Source organism: Vibrio sp. 2304 (genome assembly GCF_033339475.1).
Taxonomy (GTDB): domain Bacteria; phylum Pseudomonadota; class Gammaproteobacteria; order Enterobacterales; family Vibrionaceae; genus Vibrio; species Vibrio alginolyticus.
In genome coordinates, this window is record NZ_JAWOUQ010000006.1 from 346,727 (window position 1) to 363,734 (window position 17,008).

Sequence of the window (17,008 nt, forward strand, 5' to 3'; positions counted from 1 at the left end):
AACTATCCATAGATCTCTAAATTAGAGAGAAAATTCAGTCTAAATAACCAACTCAATCCGACTGAAACAAAACTGAGTCGAGTGCTTTAAGTTGAGGAGGGAAACCCATCCCTCCTCAAAGTCGACTAACCGTGATTATTCAACCACTAGGTCACCGAAGTAAGGCATTACCATTGGGTTAACGATATCTGCCGCTTTCACGTTAGACTTCGCGCCCCATGCTTCACTTTGCCAGTGTAGCGGTACGAATGCTGCGTCGTTGTATAGTGTCGCTTCTACGCCCTTCAGCATTTCTGCACGTTTCGCAGGATCCGTCTCTACGTTCGCAGCTTCAACCACTTTGTCCATTTCTGGGTTTGAGTAGTAACCACAGTTGTACTGACCACGACCGGTTTCTTCGTTACGAGTCATCGTTAGGAACTCGTTGAAGTTCGCTGAGTCTTCTGTATCTGAGTGCCAACCGATCATCAGCATGTCTGCCGCACACTTGTCGAACTCAGGCCAGTACTGCGCTTTTGGCATGGTCTTCAGATCAACCTTGATACCGATCTTAGACAACATTGCCGCCGCCGCTTGTGCTACTTTCGCATCATTCACGTAACGGTTGTTTGGTGCGATCATCGTTAGCGTCAGGCCATTTTCGTAACCCGCTTCTTTCATCAGCTCTTTCGCTTTCTTCAGATCGTAGCGAGGAACCAGTTTGTCATCGTGACCCACGTAACCTGCCGGGCTTTGCTGACCAGCGGCCGTTGCGAAGCCTTTCATGATTTTCTTCACGATACCTTCGTTATTGATTGCGTGAACAATCGCTTGGCGAACGCGAACGTCTTTCAATGCTTCGTTGCTGTTTTGGTTTAGTTGGAACGTGATGATACGAGTACCAGGTAGCGTAACTAGGTCGATGCCGTCAGCATCTTCAACGCGTTTGTGGTCGTTTGGCGCTACAGGGTGAATCATGTCAACACCGCCAGAAAGCAGCGCTGCTACACGAGTTGCGTCTTCTTTGATTGGCACAAGCGTTAGCTTATCAACGTTACCTTTCGACTCTTTGTCCCAGTAATCTTTAAAGCGTTCAAATTCCACTTTTACGCCCTGTTCACGAGAAGTCACAATGAATGGACCCGTGCCAGAAACGTTAGTCGATGCGAATGAATTACCGTGCTTCACTAGCTCAGACTTATCTTTGCCGTCCGCAGTTTTGCCAGTGTAGAACTTGCTGTCCATTGGGAAAATGTACGTTGCGGTTTGCAGCACTAGTGGGTAAGGACCTTTAGTTACAAGATCGAACGTGTTGTCGTCAACTTTGACGATTTTCTCGTACGGGTCGAAGATGTTTTTAAAGTCAGGAGAGCTTTGTAAACGCTGGAACGTCCACACGACGTCGTCAGCCGTTAGAGTATTGCCAGAATGGAATTTCACACCTTCACGCAGTTTGAAACGAACAGTCGTATCGTTAATACGTTCCCAGCTTTCCGCTAGGCGAGGCTCGAAATCCATTTTTTGAGTAAAGCGAACCAACGGATCAAATACCATGTGTGACATTTGCAGTGTGCCACCTGATAGCTGCTCATGTGGGTCAAGCGATACTGGGTCAGCTGCATAGCCAACTTTGATATCTGCTGCCATTGCGTTAAAGCTTAGGCCCGCAGCCATTAGCGCCACTGCTAATTTGCTTTTCATGGTTTTCATTTGCATAACTCCTTCATGCGGGGATACGGATCCCTTGTTGTTGTGTTTGCGTCTTTGTTATGACTAAAGGTTAGCCAAGCGAATTGCTTGGTTTATGCCGTTTCGATCTCTTCTCGCAAGCCAGTAAACTCCGGCATCAGAGAAATCAATTTTTTGCTGTATTCGTGTTGAGGTGCCGTGAATAACTGTTCTGTTGGTGCCACTTCTAAAAGTGTACCCATTTGCATCACACCTACTCGGTCACACATCTGACGAATAACAGGTAAATCGTGGCTGATAAACAACATAGTCAAGTTCAGCTCACTTTGCAGATCTTTCAGCAAGTTTAGAATTTGTGCCTGTACCGATACGTCCAGTGCTGAGGTCGGTTCATCACAAATCAAAAGTCGAGGACGAGTCGCCAACGCACGCGCAATAGAAATACGCTGACGCTGACCACCGGAGAATTCATGAGGGAACTTAAGCCCAGCCATTCGACCCAAACCAACATGATCCAATAGGTCATTCACGATTTGGCGAGTTTCCGACTCGTTTTTCGTCAATTTATGGAAACGGATTGGCTCAGCAATAATATCGAATACCTTCATACGAGGGTTCATTGAAGTATATGGGTTTTGGAACACCATCTGCATTTGACGACGCATCGGGCGGCGCTCTTTCTCAGAGGTTAAAGCGGTCAGGTCAATGCCCTCGAATTTCACCTGACCAGAGTTAGGTTGGTATAAACCAGCAATCACACGTGCAATGGTCGATTTACCTGAACCAGACTCGCCCACCAAACCAAAGGTTTCGCCTTCGTGCACTTCAAAGCTCACATTATTAGATGCTTGCACGTATTCTCGGCGGCTCTCGAACAAAGAGTCTTTGGTCACAAAGCGAAGATTGACGTTCTTCACGTCCAAAAGCGGGCCAGTGTACTCACGCTCATCTTGGCTTTGTCCTAACCAGTGGTTCTTGATATCGAGTGGCTCCATTTCCGCCGCTTCTTCGATATAGCTTACTAACGGGAAACGATCTAGCTTTCTGTCTGAACGTGGTACCGCTGAAATTAGACTGCGAGTGTAAGAGTGATCAGGATCGCCCAATACTTTGGCTGTTGGTCCAAACTCCACCAAGTCACCACGATACATTACCGCCACGCGATCGGTGACGTTGGAGACGACACCCATATCGTGAGTAACCAACATACAGCCGACATTGTTCTTGATACACAGCTCGCGGATCAAGTTGAGGATTTGGTCTTGGATAGAAACGTCTAACGCCGTAGTTGGTTCGTCCGCGATGATGAGATCAGGCTCACCAGCCAAAGCAATAGCAATGACAACACGCTGACGCATACCACCAGAGAATTGGTGCGGGTACTGTTTTAAGCGGTTTTCTGGTTGCGGAATACCAACCTGCTGCATAAGAGAAAGCGCGCGCTGATACGCCTCTTCATCAGAGACCTTCATGTTGGCGTGGATCGTCTCTTTCAGCTGTTGCTCAACAGTAAAAAGTGGATTGAGCGAGGTCATCGGATCTTGGAAAATAAAACCTATTTTCGAGCCGCGAACCTTACGCATCGCTTCTGGTGATAGGCCAGAAATTTTTTCTCCATCCAAGAATACATCACCGCTAGCAACGCGACCTGGGGGACTAAGCAAATCGATAACAGCGTTACCAACGGTGGATTTACCCGCACCTGATTCGCCAACAACACCCACGATTTCACCACGTTCAATATGAAAAGAAAGTGACTTCACGGCAGCGTGAACGCCGTGTCGGGATGGGTATTCAATACGAAGGTTTTTCACTTCTAATAGTGACATTTCAGACCTCTACTGCCTTGTCTGTGGTATCGAATCATGCCAAAGGCACCATTCATCACCTGAATGAATCCGTTCAAATTCAGAATAATACTCTGAAATCTTAATGCGGAAATAATTTGGCAAAAATCACACAAAAAAGCAACAATTAAAGTATATTCCGCCGAAAAAACATTAAATAAACGCACAATTAGCGAATAAAAATGCATTAACAAGTATTTAACCATTTTCATATCACACTATTTTTGTGCGTCATGCACCAATAAAACTAGAAAAATGCTCTAAAAGTAAACATGAGCTAAACAAGATCATTAACCATATTATTCATGTGCATTTATTAACATTTAACAAACAATATCATATGCAAAAAGTGTTTTTTCAACATAAAAAACTATTAATAAAATAGTCGGCAAATACAAAAAGCCAAACTTAGGAAGAGAAAGGATAGGTTAAAACGTGAACAAAACAGCAAAACCACACAAATCATGCTCCAATGCAGATTATGCGCCACTTAAGCGGTTTATTGACTAAGCAAAGGAAAGTACCGCTATCCTCATTCGTACGTCATAAGAAAACTCGCCGGTTTTAACCCTTTACGACACAATTGAGAGTGGGATAATAGATGAACAGTGTCAAAGCCAAGCCGTAAATAAAAGGAGCCCCTGTGCTTAAAGCGATTTTTTTTGATATGGACGAGACTTTATGTGCAACGTCACAAGCCGATAAAGTTGCAGGACAAGCGTTTACAACTTGGATTCATAAGACCTACCCACAAGTTACCGAGCCAAAAGCGTTTTTGCAGCGCTACTTGCAGGGTGTATACAAAAAGCTGAATGCTGAGTTCCCTCACCTTGTGGCTCTGCTACCCGATGAAAATGCCTTCCGTTGTGGCCTGATCCAAAACATCTTGGCGGAGCAAGGCGTCAGCATCACTGCAAAAGAGGCTCAACAAGCTCAAGACTACTTTGACTCTGCACGTATGGGCGCGTTCACTTTCTTCCCTGGTGTAAAAGAAATGCTCAGCGACCTTCGTCAACATTACAAACTCGTCGTGATCACTAACGGCCCGATTTTTTCTCAACACCCTAAATTAAACGCGACACAAATGAGCAACTGGGTGGACCATATTATTGTGGGAGGAGAAGAGCCAGAAGAGAAACCTGCTACAAGTATTTTCCAAAAAGCGCTCGACTTGGTCGAAGTAAAACCAGAAGAGGCTCTACACGTGGGCGACTCTTTACCTGCTGACATTGCTGGCGCTAACAATATGGGCATTTTGAGTGTGTGGGTGAATGCGACAGGCGCAAGCAACTCAACGGATATAACGCCAAGTTTTGAAATCCAAGAAACGGTAGAACTGAAAGAAATCCTTAAAACACTCGCCCAATAAAAGCAGCGGATTAGAAAACTACAAAACCCCAGACACTGCTCTGGGGTTTATTTTGTCAGCTCGAAAAGCATTTGGATCATAGGTGGTCAAAAGCCCCTAGAGCTGTACACTTTTGGGGAAAATTGAAATGGAATGCCGATTCTTTTCAGGAGAGATGCAAAAAAGCCCCAGTCTTTCGACTGAGGCTTTAAATAGTGGTCGGTGAAGAGGGATTCGAACCCCCGACCCTCTGGTCCCAAACCAGATGCGCTACCAAGCTGCGCTATTCACCGAACTGTATTTACTGATTTTCTCAAATCAGACAGGACACTTCAACTAAGAAGTCACCTTAATTAATGGGGTGGCTAACGAGATTCGAACTCGCGACCACCGGAATCACAATCCAGGGCTCTACCAACTGAGCTATAGCCACCATCAATTTTTGCTGTTTACCGCTCTATTTTAGCCATAAACTAAATAGTGGTCGGTGAAGAGGGATTCGAACCCCCGACCCTCTGGTCCCAAACCAGATGCGCTACCAAGCTGCGCTATTCACCGACGATGTTTTATCTTGATTGAATCAAGATTGGGAGCAATGCTACCGCATTCAATCTAAAAAAGAAAGAATGGGGTGGCTAACGAGACTTGAACTCGCGACAACCGGAATCACAATCCGGGGCTCTACCAACTGAGCTATAGCCACCACTGATTTTTACCGATGTATCCTCCGAGGCAATGGCACGCCCGAAAGGATTCGAACCTTCGACCTTTGGCTCCGGAGGCCAACGCTCTATCCAACTGAGCTACGGGCGCATGCCCTATCGGCGGAGTGGAATAATACGGATATCACACTATGCCGTCTAGTACTTTTTTTACTTTTTTTATCGTTTGGTCTCTTTTTCGACAGTTATCTTCCGTTAAAGTGGATTTTTGATGTGATTCACGCCCTGTCATGGATAACTTGTTGTTTATTGCAACAAGTTATCGGGATATAATCACCCATTATTTACATTGATTTAACAGCTGCAACCAAGTTGTCTAATCATTCTATGCCATTCAGTGGAATTTAATGATTTCTCTGCTCGGCATTAATACTCTAACTATATAAATAGGTAAGTCACTTACCTCGGGAATGTGAAGTGGGTTTAATGGATATGTCTCGACAAATGATTAGCGTTTTGTTCGCTGCCTTAACGTTTTCTACGGCAGCTTTAGCTTCTGACATCAGCCAAACTGAATACGATGCGATCGCAGAACGCATCCAACCTGTCGGTGATGTTTATCTAGCGGGTTCTGAGCCAGTGAAAGAAGAACCAACCGGTCCACGTGATGGCGCCACAGTTTATGGTACTTTTTGTATTGCTTGTCACGCATCTGGTGTAAACGGCGCACCTAAAACAGGTAATGCCGATGATTGGGCACCACGTATTGCACAAGGCAAAGATACGTTAGTGAAGCACGCATTAGAAGGCTTCAATGCGATGCCAGCCAAAGGAACCTGTATGGACTGTTCTGACGATGAAATCATCGCAGCAATTGACCACATGATTGAAGGTCTATAAGTAAAGACATCAACGAAAAAGGCTTGCCAGTTGGCAAGCCTTTTTGTTTTTTAGTCAGTGAGAACAAGGTTACTTTACTTCTTAAACATTGCTCGAATATTGGCAATGTGTGCTTGACCTTTCGCCATACGCTCTTCTGCTGATACTGGCTTTTTGTTTACTTCCCATTCAACGTCATCAAATGGCAACTCATCCAAAAAGCGGCTTTGAGTCGGTTTGATCAACTCGCCGAACTGCCGACGCTCTTTGCACATAGTGAAAGTCAGTTCACGTTGCGCTCGAGTAATACCAACGTACATCAGGCGACGCTCTTCTTCTACGTTATCTTCATCAATACTGGTTTGGTGCGGTAAAATACCTTCTTCGGACCCAATTAAGTATACATATGGGAACTCAAGGCCTTTTGATGCGTGCAAGGTCATCAGTTGTACTGCATCACTGTCTTCATCTTCTTCACCGCGCTCCATCATGTCACGCAAGGTCAAACGTTGAACGACTTCTTTTAACGTTTTCTCTTCTTGATCGTAGTTGTCACCCTCTAGGTCCGCCACTATCCATGAATAAAGATCAGAGACGTTCTTCATTCGCATTTCAGCGGCTTTCGGACTCGCTGAAGTTTCGTATAGCCAATCTTCATAATGGATATCACGAACTAGCGAACGAACCGCTTCGACGGTATCACCACGCTCAGCTTGATCAGCAATCGCCACTAGCCATTGGGTGAAACGACGCAGGTTTTCTAGGCCACGTCCCGTTAGGTGCTGTTCGAGCCCCATTTCAAAGCTCGACTCAAACAGGCTCTTCCCTCGCATATTGGCATAACTGCCTAACTTCTCTAACGTTACTGGGCCAATTTCACGTCGTGGAGTATTCACAATGCGCAAAAATGCATTGTCGTCATCCGGATTAACCAAAACGCGCAAATACGCCATGATGTCTTTAATCTCTGCGCGCGCAAAAAACGAGGTGCCGCCAGAAATTTTATACGGTACACGGTTTTGCATCAGAGACTTTTCAATCAAACGTGATTGGTGGTTACCACGGTATAGAATCGCATAATCTTTATATTCGGTACGGTTTAGGAACTTATGCGCAATTAGTTCACCCGTTACGCGCTCTGCTTCATGCTCTTCATTTTTAGCCAACAACACTTTGAGTTTTTCACCGTCAGGAATTTCAGAGAACAAGGACTTCTCATAGACGTGAGGGTTGTTAGCTATCAAAATGTTGGCCGCACGCAGGATTCGACTCGTTGAACGGTAGTTTTGCTCTAGCTTAATCAAACGCAAATTTGGATAATCTTCACCCAGCAACACGAGGTTCTGAGGTTTCGCACCACGCCATGAATAAATAGACTGATCGTCATCCCCTACAACCGTCAATCGCCCACGTTCTCCGACAATTAATTTGACCAGCTCATACTGACTCGTGTTGGTATCTTGATACTCGTCAACCAGTAGGTAACGGATACGATTCTGCCAACGCTGACGAACATCTTCATGATTACGTAAGAGTAAAACGGGCATCAAAATTAGGTCATCAAAATCGAGCGCGTTATAGGCTTTCATTTGCTTTTGGTACATATCAAAACAGAACGCAAACAATTGTTGCTGTTCACCTTGCGCACGCGCTTTGGCTTGCTCTGGCGTCAACATGTCGTTTTTCCAGTTGGAAATACAACTCAGAAGCTGACGTAGCAGATCTTTATCACCATCAAGCTGCTTTTCAGTAAGCTCTTTGAGCAGAGCTAGCTGGTCTTGGTCATCAAACAGTGAGAAGCCCGCTTTCAACCCTAAATGCTTGTACTCACGCTTGATGATGTTCAATCCTAAAGTGTGGAATGTTGATACCATCAAACCTTTAGACTCACCTTTCCCTAACGTTTGACCTACACGCTCCTTCATTTCACGTGCCGCTTTGTTGGTAAACGTCACCGCCGCAATGTTACGCGCTTTGTAACCACATTGCTGAACCAGATAAGCGATTTTATTGGTAATAACACGAGTTTTGCCCGAGCCAGCACCAGCTAGCACTAGGCATGGACCAGACACGTATTTCACGGCTTCATCTTGACTAGGGTTCAGCTTCATAGAAATTCTCTGCGGGTGATGAATGTGGCGCCTATGATAAAGGGGTGGCCTCGTGAAAGCTATGCTGATTTCTTGTAATTTTTACACCAATTAAGTGCAATATTCTGTTGCATAAATGGCGGGTATTTAAGCTATAATGAATGAACGTTCATTCACTAAAGGGTGACATTATGAAGGATAACCCTGCTGTAGATAAACGAGAACAAATCTTAGTCGCTGCTGAACAACTCATTGCTGAATCTGGCTTTCAAGGGCTTTCCATGCAAAAGCTCGCCAATGAGGCAGGTGTCGCAGCAGGGACGATTTACCGTTATTTCTCAGATAAAGAACATCTTTTAGAGGAACTACGCCTTAACGTTGCTAAGCGTGTTGCTACTGCGGTGCAACTAGGTGTTAGTGAAGAGATGCCTTTAAAACAGCGTTATCGAACCATGTGGCTCAATATTTGGAATTTAGCGAGCTCGAACTTAAGTGCGATCAGCAACCGAGTCCAATATGAGTCTTTACCCTGTTCAAATAGTAGCAAAGCTCGGGAACTTGAGAGACAAATGTTTGCCCAAGTAGATCTTCTTTTTAATCAGGGTAAAGACGAGGGAGTATTCAAGCTTCTCGATAACGAAGTACTTTCTGGATTAAGTTTTGAGGCAAGTGTTGCACTTGCTCGGAAACACGCTTTGGGATTTTATCAACTGGATAAGACGGCATTAGAGGCCGCTATTGAAGCCAGTTGGGATGCAATTATTAAACACTAACTTGGAGTTCTTAATAGAATGAAAAAGTGGACTTTCTTTATGTTACTTATCGCCGTTCTCTTGTTCGGCAGCGTGATAGGTTTCAATTTATTTAAGCAACAAAAGATCGCTGAATACATGGCAAACCGTCCTGAACCTGAGTTCCCAGTAACCGTGACAGAAGTGCAAGCGGTGGACTGGGTACCAGTCATCGAAGCAATTGGTTTTATCGAGCCAAACCAAGGCGTGACGGTAGCAAATGAGACCAGCGGTGTTATCGATAAAATCGCGTTTGATTCCGGTACTCAAGTTAAATCGGGTCAGCCATTAGTGTTGCTTGATTCTGAAGTCGAAAAAGCAAATTTGAAGAGCTCGCAAGCTAAGTTGCCAGCGGCAGAAGCGAAATACAAACGCTACCAAGGCCTATTCAAAAAAGGCTCTATTTCTAAAGAAGCGTATGACGAAGCAGAAGCAAATTACTTCTCCTTAAAAGCGGATATTGAAAGCCTGAAAGCAACCATCGACCGACGCGAAATCAAAGCGCCATTTGATGGTGTGGTAGGTATTCGTAACGTGTACCTCGGTCAGTACCTACAGGCGGGAACCGACATTGTTCGCCTTGAAGATACCAGCGTGATGCGCTTGCGCTTCACCGTGCCACAAACCGATATTTCACGTATCAATATCGATCAAGAAGTGGATATCTTTGTTGACGCTTATCCAGACCAACCTTTCAAAGGGTCTATTTCTGCGATTGAACCAGCTGTAAACGTACAAAGTGGTTTGATTCAAGTTCAAGCGGATATCCCTAACAGTGACGGCAAACTACGTAGTGGTATGTTCGCGCGTGCAAACATCATTCTGCCTAAATTAGAAAATCAGGTCACTCTACCTCAAACCGCGATCACATTTACGCTGTATGGCGACAATGTTTACATCGTAACAGAAGAAGATGGCGAAAAACGCGTTAAGCAGCATGTGGTAAAAGTTGGCGAACGCTCTAAAGATATCGCACACATTCTAGAAGGCGTGAAGCCAGGTGATGTAGTGGTGACGTCGGGTCAAGTCCGTTTGAGTAACCATGCGAAAGTAAGCATTGTCGAAAGCGATGCAACTACCCCACCTGCTGAAACACCAATGCTTTAAGTTGGAGGCATCATGCGCTTTACAGATGTTTTTATAAAACGTCCAGTTTTAGCGGTATCGATCAGCTTTTTGATTGCATTGCTTGGTTTGCAAGCGGTGTTCAAAATGCAGGTTCGTGAATACCCTGAAATGACGAATACGGTGGTCACCGTGACCACCAGTTACTACGGTGCAAGTGCCAACTTGATCCAAGGCTTTATTACTCAGCCATTGGAGCAAGCGGTAGCGCAAGCCGATAATATTGATTACATGACTTCGCAATCGGTACTGGGTAAATCGACCATTACTGTCAACATGAAGTTGAATACTGACCCAAATGCGGCGTTGTCTGACATTCTGGCGAAAACCAACTCGGTACGTTCACAGCTACCAAAAGAAGCCGAAGACCCAACCGTAACCATGTCGACAGGTTCGACAACGGCGGTACTGTACATCGGCTTTACGAGTGACGAGTTATCTTCAAGCCAGATCACTGACTACCTTGAACGTGTAATCAACCCGCAGTTGTTCACCGTAAACGGTGTGTCCAAAGTTGACCTGTATGGTGGTATGAAGTACGCACTGCGCGTATGGCTAGATCCTGCCAAAATGGGCGCTTTGAAGTTGACCGCAACCGATGTGATGAGCGTTCTTAACGCCAACAACTACCAATCTGCAACCGGTCAAGCGACGGGTGAGTTCGTGCTTTATAACGGTAGCGCAGATACTCAGGTATCAAACGTTGCTGAACTTGAAGCATTGGTCGTGAAAACTGGTGAAGGGGATGTCATCCGCCTAGGTGATATCGCTAAAGTAACGCTAGAGAAGAGTCACGACGTTTATCGCGCAAGTGCAAACGGTCAAGAAGCTGTGGTTGCAGCGATCAACGCAGCGCCAAGTGCTAACCCAATCAACATTGCAGCAGACGTACTTGAACTGTTGCCTCAGCTTGAGCGCAACCTACCAAGTAACATCAAAATGAACGTAATGTACGACTCAACTATCGCCATCAACGAATCGATTCACGAAGTAGTGAAAACGATTCTTGAAGCAGCAGTAATCGTACTTGTGGTTATCACACTGTTCCTGGGCTCATTCCGCGCGGTAATCATTCCTATCGTGACCATTCCACTTTCATTGATTGGTGTGGCAATGGTGATGCAGGCAATGGGGTTCTCTTGGAACTTGATGACGCTACTGGCGATGGTGCTTGCCATCGGTCTGGTGGTGGATGACGCGATCGTTGTACTAGAAAACGTTGACCGTCACATCAAAGAAGGGGAATCGCCATTCCGAGCTGCAATTATTGGTACGCGTGAAATTGCGGTTCCAGTTATCGCGATGACATTGACGCTAGGTGCAGTGTACGCGCCGATCGCATTGATGGGTGGTATCACCGGTTCATTGTTCAAAGAGTTCGCTTTGACACTGGCAGGTTCAGTATTCGTATCCGGCATCATCGCTTTGACACTATCACCAATGATGTGTTCGAAGATGCTGAAGGCGAACGAGAAGCCAAGCAAGTTTGAGCAAAAAGTTCACCATATCCTTGATGGCATGACCACTCGTTACGAAGGCATGTTGAAAGCGGTAATGGCTCATCGTCCGGTTGTTATTGCGTTTGCAATCATTGTATTTGCAAGCTTACCGGTCTTGTTCAAGTTTATTCCTAGCGAACTAGCACCATCTGAAGATAAAGGTGTGGTCATGCTGATGGGTACCGCCCCATCAAACGCGAACTTGGACTATATCCAAAATACCATGGATGACGTAAACCAAATACTCTCAGATCAACCGGAGGTGGAATACGCACAGGTCTTTAATGGTGTACCAAACTCAAACCAAGCGTTTGGCCTAGCAACATTGAAGCCTTGGAGTGAACGAGAGGCAAGCCAATCTGAAATCACGAAACGTGTGGGTGGCCTAGTATCAAGTGTGCCTGGTATGTCTGTCACTGCATTCCAAATGCCAGAGCTTCCAGGTGCAGGCTCAGGTCTACCTGTTCAGTTTGTAATTACAACACCAAATAGCTTCGAGAGCTTGTTTACTATCGCTAGCGATATTCTAACCGATGTTGCAAGTAGCCCAATGTTTGTCTATTCCGACCTGGATTTGAACTACGATTCAGCAACGATGAAGATCAAGATCGATAAAGACAAAGCGGGTGCCTACGGTGTGACTATGCAAGACATTGGCATCACCCTCAGCACGATGATGGCAGATGGTTATGTAAACCGAATCGACCTGAATGGCCGCTCGTATGAGGTGATCCCTCAAGTTGAGCGTAAATGGCGTCTAAACCCAGAATCGATGAAGAACTACTATGTACGCTCTGTGGATGGTAAAGCGGTTCCATTAGGCAGTCTGATTACCATTGATGTGGTCGCTGAGCCTCGCTCTTTGCCACACTTCAACCAGCTAAACTCAGCGACTGTGGGTGCAGTACCATCGCCTAGTGTTGCTATGGGTGACGCAATCGACTGGTTTGAGAATATTGCACAAACCAAGCTGCCTGCAGGCTATAACCACGATTACATGGGTGAATCTCGTCAGTTTGTAACGGAAGGTAGTGCCTTGTATGCAACCTTCGGTCTTGCACTTGCGATCATCTTCCTCGTTCTGGCGATTCAATTTGAATCACTCCGCGACCCTATTGTCATCATGGTATCTGTACCTCTGGCAATCTGTGGTGCCTTGATCGCATTGGCCTGGGGTACAGCCTCGATGAACATCTACTCGCAGGTTGGTTTGATCACGCTGGTCGGCCTAATAACCAAGCACGGTATCTTGATCTGTGAAGTCGCCAAAGAAGAGCAGTTACATAATAAACTGTCTCGTATTGATGCGGTGATGGAAGCTGCGAAAGTGCGTCTTCGCCCTATCCTAATGACCACTGCAGCGATGATCGCAGGTCTGATCCCGCTGATGTACGCAACAGGTGCAGGTGCCGCGCAACGTTTCAGTATCGGTATCGTCATCGTTGCAGGCCTTGCAATCGGTACACTGTTCACACTATTCGTACTACCTGTGATTTACAGCTACCTAGCTGAAAAACACAAACCTCTGCCAGTATTTGTTGAAGACAAAGACTTGGAGAAGTTAGCGCGAGTTGACGAAGCGAAAGCAGCTCATCGTGAATTAGCGGATAACAGATAAGCTATTAAGGCATTCAAAAAGGTCACTTCGGTGGCCTTTTTTATTGCCGCTCTCTTTTTTGCCATCTAAGTGGCGACTTTCACGTATCATTTACTTAAAATGAGGACAAATCAAAAGGAGTTTTAGCCACTATGTTTGACCCAAAGAAATTAGAGCAAATTGCTAAACAGATTCACGACTCAATGCCTCAACCTGTAAAAGAATTGGGCTCTGATGTCGATCAGAAAGTTCGTCAAGTAATCCAAGGCCAGCTAAACAAGCTAGATGTTGTAAGTCGCGAAGAGTTTGATGTTCAAACTCAAGTTTTACTACGTACACGTCAAAAGCTAACAGAAATGGAACAGAAGTTGGCGCAACTTGAAGAAAAGCTTGCTGAAAAATAAGTATCAAAGCGCTCCTCACAAAGGAGCGTTTTTCTTATCGGCGCGCAGATAAATCGGCTAAAAACAAAAAGGCTTGGTCAACGGCGACCAAGCCTTTTGATTAGATGTTGTGTTTTATTTTGTATTTATCACTCCAGTCTGCCTGGAGTTTATCTACTGCGTTACTTGAGACTAAGTAAATTACGCTGTATTAAGGTTTCATTTCTAGGAGAAGGCGCGGACTTTACGATAGTAAACGAGCACCTTCGACACCGAAATGGAGTCATTTAGCCGCCCACCGCGATACGCTTCATATCAGTCATGTAACCACGTAGCTCTTCACCGATGTACTCTACAGGGTGGTTACGGATTGTTTCATTCACAGCGATAAGAGTCGCGTTATCCACTTGGTTAGACGTTTCACCTAAACCTTTACCAATTACGTCAGTATTTACGGCTGGCATAAACTTCTCACGTAGAAGCGGCGTTGCTACGTTAGCGAACAGGTAGTTACCGTATTCCGCAGTGTCTGAGATAACCACGTTCATCTCGTATAAACGCTTACGTGCGATAGTGTTTGCGATAAGTGGCAGCTCGTGTAGAGACTCGTAGTAAGCAGACTCATCAATGATGCCAGATGCCGTCATCGCTTCGAATGCTAGCTCAACACCCGCACGAACCATAGCAACCATCAAGATACCGTTATCGAAGTACTCTTGCTCAGAGATTTCTACGTCAGTTTCTGGGTAGTTTTCGAAAGCAGTTTCACCTGTTTCTGCACGCCAGCCTAGTAGATTTGCATCGTCGTTTGCCCAGTCAGCCATCATAGTGCTAGAGAAGTGACCGGTGATGATGTCATCCATGTGCTTGTTGTATAGCGGACGCATCAGTTCTTTTAGCTCTTCAGAAAGCTCAAATGCTTTCACTTTTGCAGGGTTAGTTAGGCGATCCATCATGTGAGTGATACCACCAAACTTCAGTGCTTCAGTGATGGTTTCCCAACCGTATTGAAGAAGCTTACCAGCGTAGCCAGGATCGATACCATCAGCAATCATCTTCTCGTAACATACGATAGAGCCAGCCTGTAGCATGCCACAAAGGATAGTTTGCTCACCCATTAGGTCAGATTTCACCTCAGCAACAAAAGAAGACTCTAGACAGCCTGCACGGTGACCACCTGTTGCTGCAGCCCAAGCTTTCGCGATATCCCAACCTTCACCTTTTGGGTCGTTCTCTGGGTGAACAGCGATAAGAGTCGGTACACCGAAACCGCGCTTGTATTCTTCACGAACTTCCGTACCTGGACATTTAGGTGCAACCATTACTACCGTTAGGTCTTTACGGATTTGCATGCCTTCTTCAACAACGTTGAAACCGTGAGAGTAACCTAGTGCTGCGCCTTCTTTCATTAACGGCATTACCGTCTCAACAACGTTTGTGTGCTGCTTATCTGGAGTAAGGTTTACTACTAGATCAGCTTGTGGAATTAGCGTTTCGTAGCTACCTACCTCAAAACCGTTGTCTTTTGCGTTTTTGAATGACTGGCGTTGCTCATCAATCGCGGCTTGGCGAAGCGCATAAGCAACGTCTAGACCAGAGTCGCGCATGTTCAGACCTTGGTTAAGACCTTGAGCACCACAACCTACAATGACTACTTTCTTACCTTTCAGATAATCCGCTTCTGAAGCGAACTCACTGCGGTCCATAAAACGACAACGACCTAATTGGTCCAACTGCTCGCGCAAGTTTAGGGTATTGAAATAATTAGCCATCTGGGTGCTCCTTTGAGATTCTTCCATTGAGGTCAGTAATTGCCTTACCGAATAACTTCATACTAAAACAGACATGAGATTGCTTAAAGTGATATATTCACAATTAGTTATTGCAATTTATGCAACATGGAAATGAAAATTTAATGAATATCAAAAGCCTGCAACTTTTCATTCATCTCTGTGAGAGTAAAAGTTTCGCCAAGACCGCAGCGGCAATGCATATTAGCCCTTCAGCCTTAAGCCGACAGATACAAAAATTAGAGGAGGAAACCAGCCAACAATTGTTTTTACGCGACAACCGTAGCGTTGATTTAACTATCCAAGGTAAAAAGCTAGTCCCAGTTGCCTTAAAGATTCTTGGCGAATGGCAGCAGTATCAGAGTCACCTGAAGGGAACCGAGGATGAATTGAAAGGAGAAATCCGTCTCTTTTGTTCTGTTACTGCAAGCTACAGCCATCTTCCGGAGCTAATCTCTGACTTTCGTATTCAGAACCCTTTCATTGAGTTCAAACTATCAACCGGCGATCCAGCTCAAGCGATCGACAAAATACTAGCAGATGAAGCCGATATTGCCATATCAGCCAAGTCAGAACAGATGCCAAATAAAATCGCATTTGAAACGATCAGTGAAATCCCACTTTCTGTCATCGTACCTGTTGGGGTTAGTGCGTTTGCTGAAGAGCTACAAAAAGAAAAACCAGACTGGTCGGTCATTCCATTCATACTCCCAGAAGCAGGAACGGCAAGGGACAGGGCCAATACTTGGCTCAAACAAATGAAAATAAAGCCAAAGATCTACGCACAAACCTCCGGACATGAAGCCATCGTAAGTATGGTTGCATTGGGGTGTGGAGTAGGTATCGCACCTGATGTTGTAATCAACAACAGTCCGGTAAGAGAAAAGATAAATCGTTTAAAAGTCTTACCAATTAAACCTTTTAAACTTGGTGTTTGCTGCAACAAAACTCAGCTGGAGAATCCGCTTGTTAAAGCCTTTTGGAAGGTTGCAGAGAGCAAGTATATCGCACCTTAGATGAACACTTTTTAGGTATAAAGTGAGCTAATTTTAAAACTCTATAGATGCAAAAAAGCCCGCTCTTTCGAGCGGGCTTCTTAAATTTAAAGCCTGGCGATGTCCTACTCTCACATGGGGAAGCCCCACACTACCATCGGCGCTATTTCGTTTCACTTCTGAGTTCGGCATGGAAATCAGGTGGGTCCAAAACGCTATGGTCGCCAAGCAAATTCTTTAATCTGGAAAGCTGTTTTTTAATTCTCGTTCTTACACATTCAATGTTCTTTCATTGAGTCCATCAAAACCCCTTGGGTGTTGTATGGTTAAGCCT

General features: G+C 45.2%; 11 protein-coding genes, 5 tRNA genes and 1 rRNA gene. 7 read left to right on the forward strand and 10 right to left on the reverse strand.

Annotation, left to right across the window (positions count from 1 at the left end; translation table 11 throughout):
* Nucleotides 1-135: 135 nt before the first annotated feature.
* Together R7P64_RS14780 and R7P64_RS14785 are read right to left on the reverse strand one after the other, a co-directional pair.
* Nucleotides 136-1,689 carry an ABC transporter substrate-binding protein gene (locus R7P64_RS14780; RefSeq protein ID WP_005379109.1) on the reverse strand — a complete coding sequence of 518 codons (1,554 nt, stop codon included), beginning with the start codon at nucleotides 1,687-1,689 and terminating at the stop codon, nucleotides 136-138.
* A gap of 92 nt (nucleotides 1,690-1,781) precedes the next feature.
* Complete coding sequence (locus R7P64_RS14785; RefSeq protein ID WP_318118508.1) at nucleotides 1,782-3,497, reverse strand: ABC transporter ATP-binding protein; 1,716 nt, start codon at nucleotides 3,495-3,497, stop codon at nucleotides 1,782-1,784.
* Between the two features lie 661 nt (nucleotides 3,498-4,158).
* Here R7P64_RS14785 and R7P64_RS14790 point away from each other — a divergent pair.
* Nucleotides 4,159-4,884, forward strand: a complete 726-nt coding sequence (locus tag R7P64_RS14790; protein ID WP_005379107.1) for an HAD family hydrolase — start codon at nucleotides 4,159-4,161, stop codon at nucleotides 4,882-4,884.
* Between the two features lie 195 nt (nucleotides 4,885-5,079).
* Here R7P64_RS14790 and R7P64_RS14795 read toward each other — a convergent pair.
* From R7P64_RS14795 to R7P64_RS14815, 5 genes are all read right to left on the reverse strand, one after another.
* A tRNA-Pro gene (locus tag R7P64_RS14795) sits at nucleotides 5,080-5,156 on the reverse strand.
* A gap of 64 nt (nucleotides 5,157-5,220) precedes the next feature.
* Nucleotides 5,221-5,296, reverse strand: a tRNA-His gene (locus R7P64_RS14800).
* A gap of 48 nt (nucleotides 5,297-5,344) precedes the next feature.
* Nucleotides 5,345-5,421 (reverse strand) — tRNA-Pro (locus R7P64_RS14805).
* A 69-nt stretch (nucleotides 5,422-5,490) separates the two neighbouring features.
* Nucleotides 5,491-5,566 (reverse strand) — tRNA-His (locus R7P64_RS14810).
* A gap of 33 nt (nucleotides 5,567-5,599) precedes the next feature.
* A tRNA-Arg gene (locus R7P64_RS14815) sits at nucleotides 5,600-5,676 on the reverse strand.
* A 335-nt stretch (nucleotides 5,677-6,011) separates the two neighbouring features.
* On the opposite strand from R7P64_RS14815, the gene R7P64_RS14820 reads away from it, so the two are divergent.
* The gene (locus R7P64_RS14820) at nucleotides 6,012-6,425 is read left to right on the forward strand and encodes a c-type cytochrome (RefSeq protein ID WP_005384252.1); all 414 of its coding nucleotides are present in this window, start codon (nucleotides 6,012-6,014) and stop codon (nucleotides 6,423-6,425) included.
* Between the two features lie 74 nt (nucleotides 6,426-6,499).
* Here R7P64_RS14820 and rep read toward each other — a convergent pair whose 3' ends face one another.
* Nucleotides 6,500-8,515: a DNA helicase Rep gene (gene rep / locus R7P64_RS14825; protein WP_005379104.1), complete on the reverse strand. Its 2,016-nt coding sequence runs from the start codon at nucleotides 8,513-8,515 to the stop codon at nucleotides 6,500-6,502.
* A gap of 170 nt (nucleotides 8,516-8,685) precedes the next feature.
* On the opposite strand from rep, the gene R7P64_RS14830 reads away from it, so the two are divergent.
* The 4 genes from R7P64_RS14830 (at nucleotide 8,686) to ubiK (ending at nucleotide 13,910) form a co-directional block, all read left to right on the forward strand.
* Complete coding sequence (locus R7P64_RS14830; RefSeq protein WP_005384254.1) at nucleotides 8,686-9,267, forward strand: TetR/AcrR family transcriptional regulator; 582 nt, start codon at nucleotides 8,686-8,688, stop codon at nucleotides 9,265-9,267.
* An 18-nt stretch (nucleotides 9,268-9,285) separates the two neighbouring features.
* A complete protein-coding gene (gene vmeC / locus R7P64_RS14835) occupies nucleotides 9,286-10,392 on the forward strand; it encodes a multidrug efflux RND transporter periplasmic adaptor subunit VmeC (protein WP_005379101.1) in 1,107 nt (368 codons plus the stop codon).
* A gap of 12 nt (nucleotides 10,393-10,404) precedes the next feature.
* On the forward strand, nucleotides 10,405-13,527 hold the full coding sequence (vmeD, locus tag R7P64_RS14840) for a multidrug efflux RND transporter permease subunit VmeD (protein WP_005379100.1): 3,123 nt from the start codon (nucleotides 10,405-10,407) through the stop codon (nucleotides 13,525-13,527).
* A gap of 131 nt (nucleotides 13,528-13,658) precedes the next feature.
* Nucleotides 13,659-13,910 (forward strand): ubiquinone biosynthesis accessory factor UbiK, encoded by a 252-nt coding sequence (ubiK, locus tag R7P64_RS14845; RefSeq protein ID WP_005379099.1) that lies wholly within the window; start codon nucleotides 13,659-13,661, stop codon nucleotides 13,908-13,910.
* A gap of 266 nt (nucleotides 13,911-14,176) precedes the next feature.
* Here the strand turns inward: ubiK and ilvC are convergent, their stop codons facing one another.
* Nucleotides 14,177-15,661 carry a ketol-acid reductoisomerase gene (gene ilvC / locus R7P64_RS14850; RefSeq protein WP_005379098.1) on the reverse strand — a complete coding sequence of 495 codons (1,485 nt, stop codon included), beginning with the start codon at nucleotides 15,659-15,661 and terminating at the stop codon, nucleotides 14,177-14,179.
* Between the two features lie 143 nt (nucleotides 15,662-15,804).
* Here ilvC and ilvY point away from each other — a divergent pair, with 143 nt between their 5' ends.
* The gene (gene ilvY, locus R7P64_RS14855; RefSeq protein ID WP_005379097.1) at nucleotides 15,805-16,695 is read left to right on the forward strand and encodes an HTH-type transcriptional activator IlvY; all 891 of its coding nucleotides are present in this window, start codon (nucleotides 15,805-15,807) and stop codon (nucleotides 16,693-16,695) included.
* Nucleotides 16,696-16,786: 91 nt separating this feature from the next.
* Here ilvY and rrf read toward each other — a convergent pair.
* Nucleotides 16,787-16,903 (reverse strand): 5S ribosomal RNA (gene rrf / locus R7P64_RS14860).
* Nucleotides 16,904-17,008 lie beyond the last annotated feature (105 nt).